14 protein-coding genes are annotated in these 16,450 nt (G+C 57.4%); 11 read left to right on the forward strand and 3 right to left on the reverse strand.

Annotated elements, in window-relative coordinates; translation table 11 throughout:
• The 3 genes from SCM96_07390 to pta form a co-directional block, all read right to left on the reverse strand.
• The coding region (locus SCM96_07390) for a transposase (GenBank protein ID MDW7760445.1) at positions 1–223 on the reverse strand (223 nt) is incomplete at its 3' end.
• A gap of 474 nt (positions 224–697) precedes the next feature.
• Entirely contained in the window at positions 698–1,543 is an 846-nt protein-coding gene (gene zupT / locus SCM96_07395) for a zinc transporter ZupT (GenBank protein MDW7760446.1), read from the reverse strand.
• Positions 1,544–1,601: 58 nt separating this feature from the next.
• Positions 1,602–2,579 (reverse strand): phosphate acetyltransferase, encoded by a 978-nt coding sequence (pta, locus tag SCM96_07400; GenBank protein ID MDW7760447.1) that lies wholly within the window; start codon positions 2,577–2,579, stop codon positions 1,602–1,604.
• A 138-nt stretch (positions 2,580–2,717) separates the two neighbouring features.
• Between pta and SCM96_07405 the strand changes: the two genes are divergently transcribed.
• From SCM96_07405 to SCM96_07455, 11 genes are all read left to right on the forward strand, one after another.
• Positions 2,718–3,737 (forward strand): AI-2E family transporter, encoded by a 1,020-nt coding sequence (locus SCM96_07405; protein ID MDW7760448.1) that lies wholly within the window; start codon positions 2,718–2,720, stop codon positions 3,735–3,737.
• 18 nt (positions 3,738–3,755) lie between these two features.
• Positions 3,756–5,594, forward strand: a complete 1,839-nt coding sequence (locus SCM96_07410; protein MDW7760449.1) for a 2-oxoacid:acceptor oxidoreductase subunit alpha — start codon at positions 3,756–3,758, stop codon at positions 5,592–5,594.
• Entirely contained in the window at positions 5,569–6,423 is an 855-nt protein-coding gene (locus SCM96_07415) for a thiamine pyrophosphate-dependent enzyme (protein MDW7760450.1), read from the forward strand. Before SCM96_07410 ends, SCM96_07415 begins: the two co-directional genes overlap by 26 nt.
• A gap of 5 nt (positions 6,424–6,428) precedes the next feature.
• Positions 6,429–7,847 carry a DASS family sodium-coupled anion symporter gene (locus SCM96_07420; GenBank protein MDW7760451.1) on the forward strand — a complete coding sequence of 473 codons (1,419 nt, stop codon included), beginning with the start codon at positions 6,429–6,431 and terminating at the stop codon, positions 7,845–7,847.
• Positions 7,844–9,211, forward strand: a complete 1,368-nt coding sequence (locus tag SCM96_07425; protein ID MDW7760452.1) for an ATP-binding protein — start codon at positions 7,844–7,846, stop codon at positions 9,209–9,211. The genes SCM96_07420 and SCM96_07425 overlap by 4 nt, the downstream gene beginning before the upstream one ends.
• Entirely contained in the window at positions 9,198–9,683 is a 486-nt protein-coding gene (locus SCM96_07430; protein MDW7760453.1) for a response regulator, read from the forward strand. Before SCM96_07425 ends, SCM96_07430 begins: the two co-directional genes overlap by 14 nt.
• A gap of 66 nt (positions 9,684–9,749) precedes the next feature.
• Positions 9,750–11,270: a flippase gene (locus SCM96_07435; protein MDW7760454.1), complete on the forward strand. Its 1,521-nt coding sequence runs from the start codon at positions 9,750–9,752 to the stop codon at positions 11,268–11,270.
• Position 11,271: 1 nt separating this feature from the next.
• Positions 11,272–12,504 carry a radical SAM protein gene (locus SCM96_07440; protein MDW7760455.1) on the forward strand — a complete coding sequence of 411 codons (1,233 nt, stop codon included), beginning with the start codon at positions 11,272–11,274 and terminating at the stop codon, positions 12,502–12,504.
• 5 nt (positions 12,505–12,509) lie between these two features.
• Positions 12,510–14,009 carry a radical SAM protein gene (locus SCM96_07445; GenBank protein MDW7760456.1) on the forward strand — a complete coding sequence of 500 codons (1,500 nt, stop codon included), beginning with the start codon at positions 12,510–12,512 and terminating at the stop codon, positions 14,007–14,009.
• 47 nt (positions 14,010–14,056) lie between these two features.
• Positions 14,057–15,340: a hypothetical protein gene (locus SCM96_07450; protein MDW7760457.1), complete on the forward strand. Its 1,284-nt coding sequence runs from the start codon at positions 14,057–14,059 to the stop codon at positions 15,338–15,340.
• Positions 15,337–16,449 carry a radical SAM protein gene (locus SCM96_07455; GenBank protein MDW7760458.1) on the forward strand — a complete coding sequence of 371 codons (1,113 nt, stop codon included), beginning with the start codon at positions 15,337–15,339 and terminating at the stop codon, positions 16,447–16,449. The genes SCM96_07450 and SCM96_07455 overlap by 4 nt, the downstream gene beginning before the upstream one ends.
• The last annotated feature ends 1 nt before the right edge of the window (position 16,450 follow it).

Raw genomic sequence — 16,450 nt, forward strand, 5'->3', positions numbered from 1 at the left:
CCAATCGTTGGGTAATACGAAGCAGCGCGGCCACGCCGCCGGCCTCAAAAAGCACGGCTTCTTTCGGGGCGGCGGGCCTGGCCGCCTCGCTTCTCTTGATGATGGCATCCAGTGTGCCGAGATACTTTTGCCAGACGATGCGGGGTTTTCCATCGACCCGGCCGGATTCGACCGCGTAATAGTATGCGTGACCTTTTTTGATTTTCTTGATAAGTGACGCCATAACAATAGTAGGGTAATACAATATATGTGCTTTGTCAAGAGAAAAGTCACATTATATGGGATAATAGTTAATTGTTCGATTTTATTATGAAGGGTAATACATGACCTGTGCTGCCCAACTCGAATGTTATCAGGAGGATAACGAAGTTTTTTCGAAAGATTATTCTATAAAGCGTAAACTCAGGCTAGCCGGAACGGCAATCTCGACCCGCGCACAACCCCTCTTCCGGAGTTGTGCGTCATAAAGCCGGTTTTTTGTTCTTTATCAATCCGGCTTTATGACCCTTCGGGCGTGCCGATCTCGCCATTCCGGCTTCGTTGCACCTTATTATCTCCCGCAAGGAGGCTTTCGCGGGGCGCAGGGGGGATCCCTGAGCAAGCCGTCGGAGGGTCGAGCGGGCACGGATCCGAGACCGCAGGTCGAGGAGAGCGAGACCCGGGAACCGGGGCTGTGCGTCATAAAGCCGACGCCGTTTCAGCCGAGGAGGATGAGGCTGAGGGCCATAACACCCATGCCGCCGACGAGTCCGTAGACGGCCAGGTGATGCTCGCCGAATTTTTCGGCCGTGGGCAGGAGCTGGTCGAGGGAGATGAACACCATGATTCCGGCCACGGCGGCGAATAACACCCCAAGGACGGCTTCGTTCATGAACGGCCGAAGAAGGAGAAATCCCGTCATGGCGCCGACAGGCTCGGCCAAGCCTGAGAGAAACGCCCACGTCGCGGCTTTTTTCCGGCTTCCGCTTGCCAGATAAACCGGGGTCGCCACGGCGATTCCCTCCGGGATGTTGTGGAGGGCGACGGCCACCATGACGGGAATCCCCAGGGCCGGATCCTTCAGCGCGATGAAGAATGTGGCCATGCCTTCGGGAAAATTGTGAATCGTCACGGCCAGCGCCGTGAGGAGGCCGGTCCGAAGAAGCCTCGCCTCCGCCTCGCCTCCCAATCCTTCAAGGGGCCTTCCGCCCGGGTTTCGGCCGAAGAGCCCGGCCAGGGGAGACCGTTCGTGCGGATTTCTCGATTCCGGAATGAGTCCGTCGATCAAGGCTATCAGAAGGATCCCTCCGAAAAAACCGGCCGCAGCGGCCCAGGCTCCCTCCCGAATCCCCATCGCTTCGACGAGCGCCGCCCGGCCCTTGAAGAGGATCTCGACGAAGGAAATATAGATCATGACTCCGGCTGAAAAACCGAGAGAGACGGAAAGAAAGCGTGGATCCGTCCGGCGGCTGAAAAATACGGACAGGCTGCCGAGTCCGGTCGAAAGTCCGGCCGCGGCGGTCATGGCCAGGGCCGCAAAGACGTTTCCGGTATCCGCGATCATCGGCGCAATCCTCTCTGCCGCCGCGCGAAGATTCGGGGGCCGAAATCCCCTCAGTTCCTCAGGCCATCAGACTGCAAATGGCGGCGACATTGACCATGTCGTCGGCCGAGCAGCCCCGCGACAGGTCGCAATAAGGCTTGTTGAGACCCTGGACGATGGGACCGATGGCTTCGGCGCCGGCCAGGCGTTCGGTCAACTTGTAGGCGATGTTGCCCGCATCGAGATCGGGGAAGATCAGGACATTGGCTTTTCCGGCGACCGGACTGCCTTTTGATTTCCTTTCCCCGATCGAAGGAATCAGGGCGGCGTCGGCCTGAAGCTCTCCGTCGAGAAGCAGGTCAGGCGCCTTGTCCCGGGCGATCTTCACCGCACTGACGACCTTGTCCACGTCGGGGTGGGACGCCGAGCCCTTTGTCGAGAAGGACAGCATGGCCACGAGCGGGTCTCTCCCGGTCACAGCCTTGTAATTTTTCGCCGTCGTGACGGCGATGTCGGCGAGCTGGACATCCGTCGGATTCGGTACAACGGCTCCGTCGGCATAAGACAGAAGCCGGTCCGGGAGAACCATGAGAAAATAGCTGGACACGGTCGAAATCCCCGGAGCGGTGCCCACGGTGTGAATGGCCGCCCGGATGACGTCTCCCGTCGAGGAGAGATTGCCTCCGACAACGGCATTCACCCGGCCGGTTTCGAGCATCATTCCGGCAAAGTAAAGCGGGGTGCGGGCGGCCTCGGCGGCCTGATCCCGCGACCAGCCTTTGGCTTTTCTTTTTTCGAAAAGCCGATCGACCAGGAGATCCTTGTCTTTGTCCGAGGCGGGATCAACGACGGCGATATCCACTGTGGACAGGCCGTTTCCGGCGGCGATTTCGGCGATGGCGCTCGGATTCCCGACGAGAACGGGCCGGGCGATCCCGGCGTCCGCCAGGATGCGCGCGGCCTGGAGCGTTCGGATGTCTTCCGCGTCGGGAAAGGCGACGATCAGGTTTTTTGCTGCAGCCTTGGCGCGGATGTCCTGGATGAAAGTGCGGCTCATGAATGACTCCTTGTATGAATTGATGGATCGATATAAGGATATTCAGTATAAGGGAAGATCAAGGAGGATTCAACTTTGCCGGCTCCGGCTTTTCTTTTTCCGGGGTTTTGGATATGATATCCGCCGGGGCATTTTACCGTGAAGAACGATAAGTTTCTGAAATTCGGAATGGCGGTCATCGTCCTGTTCATCGCCGGCATTTTTCTGCGGCTGGCCAAACCCATCCTGGTTCCCTTTTCGCTGGCTCTTTTCCTCTCTTTCGTCATTTCGCCGATTCTGGACTTTCTGACGCGGCGCAGGATTCCCCGTCCCCTGGCCGTCGTCATTTTGCTTCTTCTGACCTTCGCTCTTTTGTATCTTCTCGGCGTCATGTTCTATGCCAGCGGAAAAAACTTCGCCGTCGAGCTTCCCGCCTACGGGCAAAAGCTCAAAACGCTCGTGGACGATATCGAAAGAATGTTCCGCCTCGACCACTTCAAGGGGGATCCTCTCGGCTGGCTCCGAGAGATCGAAATCGCCCGGATCGGGACGATCTTTTTCGCGTCGCTGGGCCCCTTTTTCGGGTTCGTCGGGGATCTGTTTCTGATTTTCCTTTTCCTCATTTTCATTCTGGCCGGCCGGGGCCGCCTGAAAAGAAAGATCCCCCGGGCTTTCGAAGCCGGCGATGCGACCCGCGTGGCCGAGACCATTCAGAAAATCGACAGGCAGATCCAGAAATATCTAGCCCTCAAAACCCTGATCAGCGCCGTGACGGGGATTCTCGTGACCGTGGCTCTTCTCATTTTCGGACTTCCCTTTGCCGTCGTTTTCGGCTTTATCGCCTTTCTTCTCAATTTCATTCCCAATATCGGCTCCTTCATCGCCACCTCCTTTCCCGCGCTCCTGGCTTTGTTTCACTTCGGCCGCTTCTGGCCCGCTTTCTGGGTTCTCGTCGTTCTGATCAGCATCCAGATGACTCTGGGAAATTTTATCGAACCCCGGCTTATGGGCCGCGAGCTCGGCATCAGTCCGCTGCTTGTTATTTTCACTCTCTTTTTCGGCGGGTGGCTGTGGGGCCTCCCGGGCATGGTCATCGCCGTTCCCGTCCTGGCCAGTTTCAAAATCGCTTTCGGCAATATTCCGTCCCTGGCATTTCTCGATGTCATGATGGACAAATAAGGAGAAATGTTTCATCTCATGAGCAGTCGGCCTTTTCGTTCCGACGTCAATTTCGTCGTCCGCATCGGCGGGGAGGCGGGTGACGGCGTGATCAGCTGCGGGGAGCTTTTCGCTCAGGCCGCGGCCCGCACCGAGTATCATGTCTTCACCTACATCACCTATCCTTCGGAAATCCGCGGCGGCTTTTCCATGGTTCAGATCCGCATCCGCGACTGGACGATCTACTCCATGGGAAGCCGCGTGGACTATCTTGTCGTCTTCAATCAGGAGTCTTATGACAAGACGATCTCCGGTCTTCGTGAGGGCGGGATGGTGATTTACGATCCCGATACCGTGACGCCTGAGCCTTCGGAGACAACCCGGTTTTTTGCCGTGCCCCTGACGAAACTCGCTCGTGAAAGCGGCATCAGCGGACCGGGGAAAAATGTGATCGCCCTGGGTGCTCTGGGTCATCTCTTCGATATCGATCCGGTCGTCCTGAAGAAACTCATCCGGGACCGCTTCCGGCACAAAGGCGATGCCGTTGTTGAAAGAAACATCAAGGCCGTGGAAACCGGTTACGAAGCCGGGAAGGCCTGTGGTTGGGGCCAGCGGTTCCGGCTCAAGGCCGATCCGGACGCTAAAGCCTCCTACATGATGCTCTCCGGGAATGAGGCCGTGGCCCTGGGCGCCATCGCCGCCGGCTGCCGTTTTGTGGCCGGATATCCCATCACGCCGGCGACGCCCATCTTCGAGACGCTGTGCCGGCTGATGCCCAAGGTCGGGGGAAAAGCCGTCCAGATGGAGGACGAGATCGCCTCGATTTCGGCCATCGTCGGAGCCGCCTTCGCCGGAGAAAAGGTCCTGACACCGACATCGGGACCCGGGCTGCAGCTCATGGGGGAACAGATCAATCTGGCCTCCATGCTCGAATTGCCCGTAGTCATCGTCAATGTCCAGCGGGGCGGCCCGAGCACGGGCCTGCCGACCAAGACCGAGCAGTCCGACCTCAAGTTCGCGATATACGGAACGGCCGGCGAATCGCCCCGCGTCGTTCTCGCGCCTTCGACGGTCGAGGATTGTTTTTACCAGACCATCCGCGCCTTCAACATCGCCGAGATCTTCCAGGTCCCCGTCGTCGTCCTGACCGACCAGTCCATCGGCTATCGCAAAGCCACGGTCCGCATCCCCGATTTCGAACGTTTCCATTTCATGCCCTTCCATGATCTGATCGAAGACAACCCGGTCATTCCCAACCCGGCCCACATCGATGTCGTTTCCCGTCTTGAACCGACCTCCGAAGAACTTGCCGACTACAAGAGATTCCGCATCACCGATTCGGGGATTTCTCCCATCTCCCGGCCGGGTACGCCGGGAGGGCAGTACCTGGCCACCGGTCTTGAGCACACCGAAAAGGGACATCCTGATTACACGCCGGAAAACCACCAGGCGATGACCTCCAAGCGTTTCCGGAAAATCGAAGTTCTGTCCAATCTCCTGGAGAAGAATCCCCGGGAATATTACGGATCGCCCGAGGCGCGGATCGGGATCATCGGCTGGGGATCGACCGAAGGCGCCATCCGCGAGGCCCGGTATCTGGCCGAACAGGAGGGGGTTCTTGTCCGGCACCTTCATCCCAAGATCGTCCTGCCCATGGCCGACCGCAGGATCCGCTACTTCCTGGCCGAACTCAAGCACGTCATCGTCGTCGAGGAAAACTACACCGGACAATTCGCCCATTTCATCAGGGCCCGGTTCGGTATCCGGCCCATCGAAGTTCATAAATGCCAGGGTCTGCCGATCACGCCCCGGGAAATTCTGGCCGCCATTCTGAATGTTGCGAGGATCTCCGATGAGCAGAGCATCACAAGATTATAAGAGCGCCGTCAAGCCCATCTGGTGCCCCGGCTGCGGAAACTACGGCGCCATGAAGGCTCTCACTCAGGCCTTTCTGGATCTCGACATTGCGCCGGAGTCCATCGCCCTGGTCTCCGGGATCGGCTGTTCCGGACGAATGTCGCATTTTTTCAACACGTACTCCCTTCATGGAACCCATGGCCGGGCCGTTCCGACGGCTCTGGGCGTCAAGGCCGCCCGTCCGGATTTGACCGTTCTGGCCGTCGGCGGCGACGGAGACGGCTTGAGCATCGGCGGCGGCCATATCTCTCATGCGGCGCGAAAGAACACCGACATCACCTATCTGCTTCTGGACAACAGGATCTACGGATTGACCAAGGGGCAGGCCTCGCCCACGACCGACTTCGGCCACAAAACGAAAACATCGCCCTTCGGCGTCGATGAGCTCCCGATGGACGCCCTGCCGGCGTTTATCGTCTATGACGCGACGTTTGTCGCCCGATCGAGCACCGTCCATGTCGCTGAGCTGACGGAACTTCTCAAGGCCGCGATTCTTCACAAGGGGTTTTCCATCCTCCACATCCTGACGCCGTGTGTCACATATCCGGTCTTCGACGCCCGGACTCTCAAGGCCGCCCTTCAGCCCCTGCCTGAAGACCATGATCGCAAGGACAAAATGGCGGCCATCGTTCGGGGGTATTCCACAAGCCCGGTCTTTACGGGAATTTTTTTCCGGACCGAAAAACCCACGCTGGAGGAGCGCCTCGAACGCCAGGCGCAGCCTTTCGCCCCGGAACGGTCCGGCGATGAACTGGACATGCTCCGCAAAGTTCTTTACGATTTTTCGTGAACGCCATGAAACCGAAACTCAAGTTGGTGTTTTGTATCGCTCTGCCTCTCCTTGTCTGGGCGATCCCGACCTCCCGGCTGGGGATCGACGGATTGACCGTTGTCGAGCACCGGCTGATCGCGATATTCGTAATGGCGCTTGTGTTTTGGATTTTGGAACCCATTCCCCTTTATGCCACATCGCTTCTGATCATCTTCCTCGAGCTCGTTTTGATCTCCGACAAAGGGTTCTATCTGTTCATGAGAGGCGTGGACAAAGAAGCCATGGGGCCGCTTCTTCCATACCAGGATATTCTGGCGACCTTCGCCTCGCCGATCATCATCCTTTTTCTGGGGGGCTTTTTCCTGGCCCTGGCCGCGACCAAGTTTCAGATGGACATCAGTCTGGCCAAAACGCTTCTCCGGCCGTTCGGCACAAAACCGGCTCATGTGCTTCTCGGCCTTATGATCGTCACGGCGGTGTTCTCGATGTTCATGAGCAACACGGCGACGACGGCCATGATGCTGGCGGTCCTGGCTCCCGTCCTCCGGTCTCTTCATCCGGGAGATCGGATCCGGACGGCCTTTGTGCTGGCCGTTCCGTTCGCCGCCAACATCGGTGGAATGGGAACCCCGATCGGAACGCCCCCGAACGCCATCTCCCTGAAGTATCTGGCCGGCGCGGATGCCGTCGGCTTCAGCACCTGGATGTCCTTCGCCGTCCCTTATGTCATCCTGCTCCTGGCATTTCTTTGGGGCATGCTCCTTATCTCTTACAAACCTCAAACCGCGGAAATTAAGGTTCGAATCGAGGGCGGCTTTCAGAAAAACTGGAAATCCCTGACCGCCGCCGCGACGTTTCTCATCACCATCCTCCTGTGGCTTCTGGATTTCTGGCATGGAATGAATTCGTATATTGTGGCTTTGATCCCCGTCGTCGTGTTTTCACTGACGCGGATCATCACGGCGGTCGATCTCCGGGATATCAGCTGGGACGTGCTCTGGCTCATGGCCGGCGGGATTGCTCTCGGCATGGGCATCGAACGGACCGGGCTGGCCGCCCATATCATCGGCGGCATTGAGTTCTCCAGCTATTCTCCTGTGTTCATCGTCTTTCTGGCCACCCTGATCACCGTGCTCATGGCCACGTTCATGTCCAACACGGCAACGGCCAACCTCCTTTTGCCCCTGATGGCGATCTTGGGAACCTCCGTGTCCAGCCTGGCCGGCTTGGGCGGAGTCCGGATGATCGTTTTGGCCGTCGCGTTCTCATCGTCGCTGGCCATGTCCCTGCCGGTCAGTACGCCTCCCAATGCCATCGCTTATGCCGCCGGAGGCATTCAAACCAAGGAGATGTTCAAGACCGGCGCTCTCGTCGGCGTCGTGGGTTTGGCGGCCCTTTATCTCATGATGGCCGTCCTCCGTAAGGTGGGATTCCTGGGATGAGCCGGATTTTTCGGGTTCCGGAACTGGCCCGGCTCATCGAGGCTTATTTTTCCGATCCGAACAAGACGTTGACCGTGAAGAAGGGGGAGAAGCTTCTGGAACAGGGGGTCTATAACGACCGGCTCTATCTTGTTCTCAAGGGCGGGTTCATGGGATATGTCCAAAAACCCGACGAACGCCAATATGAATTGTTTGGAGCCGAGGAGAAGATGTTCGTCGGCGTCTACAGCTTTTTCTCCCGGACGTTTGTCAGCATGGCCACGGTCGTGGCGAGCGAAGACAGCGAAGTTGCGTTCATCGACCAGCATCAGCCCGCCCTTCCCGGTGTCAAGGGAAATTCTCTGGCGGAGCAATTCATGCCGCTTGTCGTGGCCAATCTGGCCCAGCGCCATCAGCGGGAGCAGGAGCTGTTCCTGGAAAAGGAAGAGATGCTCCGGAAACTCGCCCAATCGGAAAAGCTGGCCTCCCTGGGCCAGATGGCCGCCGGCATCGCCCATGAACTGAACAACGCCGTCGCCGTCATGGCCCGGCATTCCCAGTGGCTCCGGGAGAAGTATGCGACCCGGCTTTTGTCTTCGGGAAGGCCCGAATCCGAAGCGTTTGTCAGGGGATTGGACAAGGGCCGGCCGTTGTCGACCCGGCAGCTGAGAGCCAAGACCCGTGAATTGATCGCCAAATACAAGCTGTCGCCCGAAGCGGCCGAAAAGCTCGCCGAAATGGGGTGGACTCCGGATGAGGTGCCGGCCGGTCGATCCGGTCCGGATCCGGCGATCGACCGTCTTCATGACCAGTGGGAAATCGGGGCGACGTTTCACGAAATCGCGGCCGCGGCGGAACTGGCCACCGAAGTCGTCCGCTCGGTACGGGCTCTGGCCGCCCGCGGCGGCGAATACACCGTGGGATTGAACATTAACGAGACCATCCGGGAAGCCTTGACTCTTCTGCAAAGTCCGCTGCGGAAGGTCTCTGTGGTCCTGGATCTTGCCGAACTTCCGCCTTTAGCCGCAAACCGGAGCGAATGCGTCCAGGTCTGGACAAATCTCATCCAGAACGCCCTGGAAAGCATGGCCGGCGCCGGCATGGACAACGGCCGTCTGGAGATTATCACCCGTCCCGGGAGAAATGCCGTCCGCGTTGAAATCCGCGACAACGGTCCGGGCATTGCCGCGGCGGATCTGCCCAAAATCTTTCAACCGGATTTCAGCACCAAGGAAAAAGGTTTGGATTTCGGGCTCGGTTTGGGCCTGAGCATCGTCGAGCGCATTGTCCATACCAACGGCGGAAAAATCCAAGTCCGCAGCCGCCCGGGAGAAACCGTGTTTGCCGTGATTTGGCCGGGAGGAGAAAACCATGTCCAAACTTAGCATCATTTGTGTGGACGACCAGAGGGATGTTCTGGCCGCCCTGCGAAAAGATCTGGAAGAATTCCGGGGAGTCGGTGAGGTCGTGTCCTGCGAATCGGCCGACGAGACCATGGATGTTCTGGAAGACCTGTCCCGCCACGGGAAAGAGGCGGCGCTTTTAATCTGCGACCATGTCATGCCCGGGACGAACGGCGTCGATTTCCTGGCCCGGATCAGCAGCGACTTGAGATTCACCCGGACGAAAAAGATCCTTCTGACCGGCTTGGCGTCCCATCAGGATACCATCGCCGCAATCAACAGGGCGCGGATCGACTATTACATCGAGAAACCCTGGACACGGGAGGGCCTGATCGCCGTCGTCAAGCGGTTTCTGACCCAGTATGTGATCGAAGCCGGACTGGATTACACGGCTTATGCTTCGGTCATGGATCAGGACACTCTCTATCGGGAGCTTCACCTGAAAAATCGGTGAAACAGGTGTTTGCCGTCCGGTTCGAATCCGGGCTGAGTTAGGGAACTGTCCGCGAGAGTGTGATCCATGGAAAAGTCGACACGAAATTCGTGTGATCAGGATGCCCTTGTCATTGCCAGGGGTGCGGGCATCGTTCTTTTCGGGGCGGCCGCCGGAAACATGCTGAGATATGCGGGACATGTTTTGGCGGGCCGGTATCTCGGTCCTGAGATTTTCGGACTCCTGGTGCTCGGATTGACGATCATGTCGGCATCGGCCGTTATTGCCGAGCTCGGATTCTCCAGCGGGATGGTCCGATACGTTTCGCTCTACCGCGGCATGGGTGATGTGCGGAGACTGAAGGGAACGATGCGGCTTGGATCCGGGATTGGGTTGATATCCGGTCTCGTTGCGGCCGCGATTTTATTCTGGGCGGCTCCGACTCTCGCTGTTCGGGTTTTCAAGGCCCCGGAGCTGATTCCGGTGCTGAGAGTCTTATGTGGCGTTCTCCCTTTTCTGACGCTGACTTCGGTTTTCGCTTATATTTTACAGGGCCTCAAGGCCCTCGTTGAAAAGGTCTTCATCAAGGATCTCTTTGATTCTTCCCTGAAAATCGTTTTGATCGGGCTGGTCGTCCTGGTCGATGGGAAACTCAAGGGCATTCTTCTTTCCTATTTGGCGGCCGGCGTGACGGCTGTGATTCTGGCTCGCCTTTGCTTGAAACGTCTCGAATCCGGTCTTTTCAGCGGCGAGACCGAACCGATTTATGAAGCCCGGAAACTCTTTCGTTTTTCCTGGCCGATGATCTTTGTTCAGATCATCGGCCATCTTCTTCTCGCCACGGACACCTTCATGCTGGGGCTGTTGCGCTCTCCCGAGGATGTCGGAATCTACGGGGCGGCCCAGAAAACCGCCCTGCTTTGCGGCATGGTCCTTAACGCCTTCCTGGCGGTCTTTGCCCCGGTTATGGCGGACCACATCAACCGAAAGAATCGGGAGGAAACGCAAATCCTCTACAAGCTTGTCTCCAAATGGTCATTTTCTCTGACTGTCCCTCTGAGCCTTCTCTTGATGGTTTCCCCCCGGCCGATCACACGCGTCTTCGGTGCGGATTTCGAACCTGCGTCTCTGGCCCTGTCCGTCCTCGCCGCCGGATGGCTCTTCCATTCCCTGTTGGGATGTGCGGGAACGCTGTTGACCATGAGCGGCCGGTCCAAGCTTCATTTGTTGAATTTTGCATGTCTCTTTTTCGGAAATATCGTTTTGAACGGGATCCTCATCCCCCGGTTCGGTATCCTCGGCGCCGCGCTGGCCACGGCTTTGACGATCGTTCTTGTCGATATCCTGACCGTGGCCGAGGTCCGCATTCTTTTCCGGATGTCCCCGTTCCGAACGGACATCTGGAAACCTCTGGCCGCCGGAATTTTTTCCGCGGCACTCGTCCATTTGTTGACAACCCGGCTCGTTATCGGAAATAATGCTTGGCATGTTGTTGTTTCCGCCTGTGTCTTGATCGGACTTTATCCTCTTGTGATCATCGGGTTGGGGATTGCCGATGAAGACAGGCTTGTGATAGCCCGGGTATTGCGCAAAATAAAAGGAAAATGAGATGTCATTCTCCAAACACCACAAGGAAGCTCTGGAACAGGCCGAAACGATCGGCGTTACGCCGGTGATCGGCAAGGCCGGATTTCGAACCTTGCTGGAAAAAGCCGGCTCCGGATCCGAACTCGCCCTCGGGGAAATCGTGGAACTCGTCAACGGCACGAGAGACCCGCTGAATCGGCGCATGGTCCTCGACTATGCGGCCGGATTGAAGCGGCCCCGTGACCGGGAGATTCTTCTCCTCCCGCCGCTGTACTTTGCCAGCATCTGTGAAAACAAATGCCTCTACTGTAATTTTTCCGTGTCGGGAGACCGCCTCTCTCTCGAAGAGTTCGCCGGAGAAGTCGCCGCCCTTCTGGATATGGGTTACCGGAGCATCGAACTCGTCAGCAGCCAGGATCCCGCCCTTTACGTCAAAGCGGATGATTTCACAACGGACCGGCAGCGCTTTAACATCGACGGCGTCATTCACTATTTTGAAACTGCGGCCGCACGGATTCGAGAACGCGGAGGGGGAATGCTCACATGCAACATTCCCCCCGTCGATGTTGCATGCTTAGCCCAACTCAAGACGGTCGGACTGGATTGTTTTCTCCTATGGCTGGAGACGTTCAATCCGGATCAGTATGCCAAACTCCACGACCCCCGGGGCCCGAAGGCCGTCCAGGCCTACCGGTTGGATTCATTCGATTCGGCTCGCGAAGCGGGTATCGAACATTTGGCCGGGGCTTTTCTCAAGGGGCTTTATGACTGGCGCAAAGAGGAAGTCCTCCTTTACTGGCTGGACGATTATCTGAAGAAAAAGCACAGCCGCGGTTTTTCCATCATCGGCACGCCTCGGATCAAGGGCCGTTTCCAGGAATCGGAGCTCATCCGGAGTTACAAAGTTTCCGACGAGGACTACATCTTGAACATCGCCCTGGACCGTATCCTCTTCGACGGAATCAATTGGCTGCAGACCCGGGAATCCTTCGATTTCAACCGCCGGCTGCTCAATCTCTTCGGGGGAGGCGTGATCCTGACCTTGACCTGCAGCACGGCCCCCGGGGGCTATCGCCGCCGCCCGCGGAGCCTTGCCCAATTTCCGGTCTACAACCAGGAGCTTGCCGACACCGTGAAGCGGCTTGAGAACGACGGGTTTGCGGTTCATTTCGACTGGGATAGCCGCATGTTGACATCTTTCTTGAGAAGCGAAAGTCGGGCGAAATCTTCGCCCGGCGCTTTCCCGGAATCTTAAGGGCCATGTCGGACGTTTTCCTTCTGAAGTTGGAGGCCGGCGACGATCCTTACATGACGGCCCCTCCATTTGGGATCCTCTATCTCGCCTCCGCTCTGGAAAATGCGGGTTTTTCAGTCCGCCTGATTCACGAAAAAGGAAACCCGGAATCGCTGAATCGAATTCTTGGCCACATCTCCGCAGAAAGGCCCCTGTTCGTCGGCATTTCGACGATTACGGGCCCCTCCCTGATTCCCTCTCTTCGTATCTCCGAGGAAATCAAGAAAAAAATCGACATCCCTGTTGTCTGGGGGGGCATCCACCCCACAATGCTTCCTGAACAGACACTGGCCTCATCCTGCGTGGATATCGCCGTTCTCGGGGAAGGCGAGGAGACTGTTGTCGCCCTGGCGAAGTCTTTTACGGGCGGATCGCACGGAAATGAACGATTTGAACGGATTCCCGGAATCGCCTTGAGAGAGAAGGGGCGGATCATCATGAATTCTCCCGGCCCTTTCATCCGGGAGCTGGATTCCTACAGTCCCGCCTGGCATCTCCTTCCGGCCGAGAGGTATTTCTACAGCAGGAAGTTTTTTCTGAGCGACTTCGGCTCCCGGCTCCCCGGAGAACGTCTGGTGCCGTATCTGACAAGCCGCGGATGTCCCTGGCGGTGTGCCTATTGTTACAATCAGTTTGTGCACAAGAGAACATTTCGAGCCCATTCCGCCCAAAAAGTGATTGCCGATCTTGAACAATGGAAGACCCGCTATGGAATTACCGCCGTGGTTTTTGAGGACGACAACCTTTTTACAGACAAAAACAGGGCCCTGGAAATACTTCACGGGATCCGTTTGCCGTGGAGCTCGTCCCTAAGGGCGAGCGATATCTCTCGCTGGGGCGACGGATTCATGAGGGAACTCAAAGAGACGGGTTGCGTGGAATTGAGGATCGGTGCCGAGTCCGGATCGCAGCGTGTTCTCGATCTTATGAAAAAGGACATTCGTGTCGAAGACATCCGGAGTTCGGTGGACCTTTGCCTCAGACATGGAATCCGGGCCCTGCTGAATTTCATGGCCGGAATTCCCGGAGAAACCTGGAAGGACATGCGTGCCACCTTTGATCTGATGGATGAGCTCGAAGCCGGGGGCGGGGATGTTGTCGTCAATGGGCCGAGCCTCTATTGCCCTTGGCCGGGAACGGCTCTCTACGAAGAGGCGGTGGCCGGAGGGTTCCGCCCTCCGCAAAGATCGGAAGACTGGGCGGTCGGCTGGGGCCATCGCATGCCGTCCGTCCCCTCCGCGGACCGCAGGGCCCGATACGTCGGTTATTATCGCATCCTGGCTTTTCGTAAAGAATTGAGTGCTCTAAGGTTGCCCGTCTTCGCCAAGGGACTGCGATTCCTGGCCCGCTGGAGATGGCGACACAGGTTTTTTAGGTTTCCGCTTGACTATCATGTGCCCAATTTTTTCTACAGGATCATGAAAATCCTCGGGCTGAGATCCGTTGCCAAAGCTTTGTATCATTAGCCCGGTCGGGAATGCTTCGCAGCGATTTTCCAGAGAGGAGATAGCCCATGGCAGGCTCTCCGGCCGCAGGGTTTCTTCTGGCTTCCCTGATGAGGAATCAATGGAAAAGCCCTGAAGCCCTCAATAGAATCCGTGTGGCCAAGACGAGACGGCTGCTGATTCACGCTTTCGAAACCGTGCCTTTTTACCGATCGCGGTTTCAGGCGGCCGGCGCGGATCCTTATGAGTTCAAGACGATGGAGGATCTCGGACGGTTTCCCCTGGTTTCGAAAGAGGATCTGCGGGATCGAGCCGTCGAAGATGTCACCTCGGCGTCCATGGACAGAAGGCGTTGCGAGCAGTTTTCGACCAGTGGAGCGACGGGAGTGCCTCTCCGGTCCTTTTTCGACCGGCGCGACTCGATGTTGAAAAACCTGGCCTGGATTCGTGTTTTTCTTAACTCCGGAATGAAGCCCTGGCACAAGGCGGCGGCGTTCATGGGATCCAGGAATGTGAAGTCCGGCCGGTCCTGGTATGAATTCCTGGGTCTCTGGAGAAGATGCGAGATCTCGACTTGGTCCCCGCCGTCCTGCTGGATCGAGGCTCTCCGCATTTGGCAGCCCCAGGTCCTTCTGGGCTATGTCATGACCTTAAAGGTGCTGGCCGATCACATGGGGCGAAACGGCCATGCCGGGGTTCGGCCGAAGCTGATCTTCCATAGTTCCGCGGTCCTGGACTCCCTCTCAAGAAACTTTCTGGAGGAGCGTTTGGGCGGCACAATCATCGACATTTATGGTTCGGACGAAGCCGGTTGCATTGCCTGGGAATGCCGTGTTTGCCGGGGTTACCACATCAGCGCGGATATGCTCGTTGTGGAAGTCCTGAAAAACGGAAGACCCGTCGCCCCGGGAGAAAGCGGCGAAGTCGTCGTCACCAACCTTCATTCTTTTGCCATGCCGTTCATCCGATATCGTCAAAACGACATGGTCACGCTTGCCTCCCGCCGCCCGGTCTGCGGGCGCCGTTTTCCTCTGATTGAAATGATCGAAGGCCGGATCGACGATTTCATCACCCTTGAAAACGGGCGGAAACTCTCGCCCCATCCCGTCTACCATGCCATTGACCCGGTTCCCGGAATCAACCGTTGGAAGCTGACTCAGGAAAGCCGGGATTGTCTCGTCCTGGAAATCGAGCCGGGCGCCGCCTTCGATCCCGAATCCGAACGGCTGATTCTGGACAATCTCCGCACATTGACGGAAGGGAATTTGAGGGTTCACATTCTCCTCCGGGAGAACCTCCCCATCGATCCCGGATCCAAATTTCGGACCGTGACGTCGAAGGTTCGGGAATGACCGGGACGTTGTCCCGCCTTCCGCAGTTTGCCCTCCGCTGTCTTCGGAGCGCCGCCGTCCGCTTGATGGGAGAAGCCTCGCCTTCCCCCCGGGCCATGTGTTTGTATGTCACGAAAAAATGCAATTTAAGATGCCGGATTTGCGGAATCTGGACTGAGGCGTTTCAACAGGATACCGGAGAGGACCTTTCCCTGGACGACATGAAAAGGATCTTTTCCGACCCTCTTTTCCACCGTCTGGAATTCGTCAATATCAACGGCGGGGAACCCAACTTGAGGGCGGATCTCCCGGAAATTGTCGATCTTTGCCTGAGAAGTTTCCCCCGGCTGGAAATCCTGACGTTGAACACCAACGGCCTTCCCCACGAGCGGACCATCCAAAACGTGAAGCGGATGAACTCGTTGTTGCGGCCGGCAAACGTGTCCTTTTCCGTGTCCGTATCTTTTCACGCCATGGGTCGTCTTTGCGATGACATCGCCGGCCGGCCCGGCACGTTCCATCGAGTCATGAAGACCTTTGCGGAACTCAAGCGTCTCAGAATAACCGCAGGCTTTCATCTTTCCGCAAATTGCGTCATTTCGCGTCTGAACATCTCCCGGCTGCCGGAGATTCTCGAGTGGGGCGAAAGGGAAAACATCCCCGTCAATTTCACTCTCGGCGAGGTTCGAAACCGCTTTCACAATACGAATCTGGCGGACAATGTCCTGGTCGACGTCCCGGACCGCGAGGCCCTGGTCCGTTTCCTCAGAACTCTGGGACGATCGAAGAAACGCTTTCTCCAGCATGCCTTGCGTTACCGGCATCTTGCCGATATGATTGAACACGGCCGGCCCAGAGCTCTTTCCTGTCATTACCGGATGGCTGGTTTGATTCTGGGATCGGACGGCTCCCTGTTCTACTGCAAGGACAGTCCGTCCCTCGGGAATTGTCTCGAGGCTTCCGCATCATCTCTCTACTACGGAAAGGAGAATCTCGAAATGAGGGACAAGGTGCTGTTCCGCGGAAAATGCGCCTCCTGTCCGCCCAATACATTCAACAGGATTGAAGCGGAGAGAGACATCCTGAAAATCCTCAATGATCTTCTGATCCCGCGGCGGAGGACCGTCTGAC

It is taken from the genome of Acidobacteriota bacterium, assembly GCA_033549365.1.
GTDB lineage: Bacteria > Acidobacteriota > Aminicenantia > Aminicenantales > Saccharicenantaceae > JAWSUF01.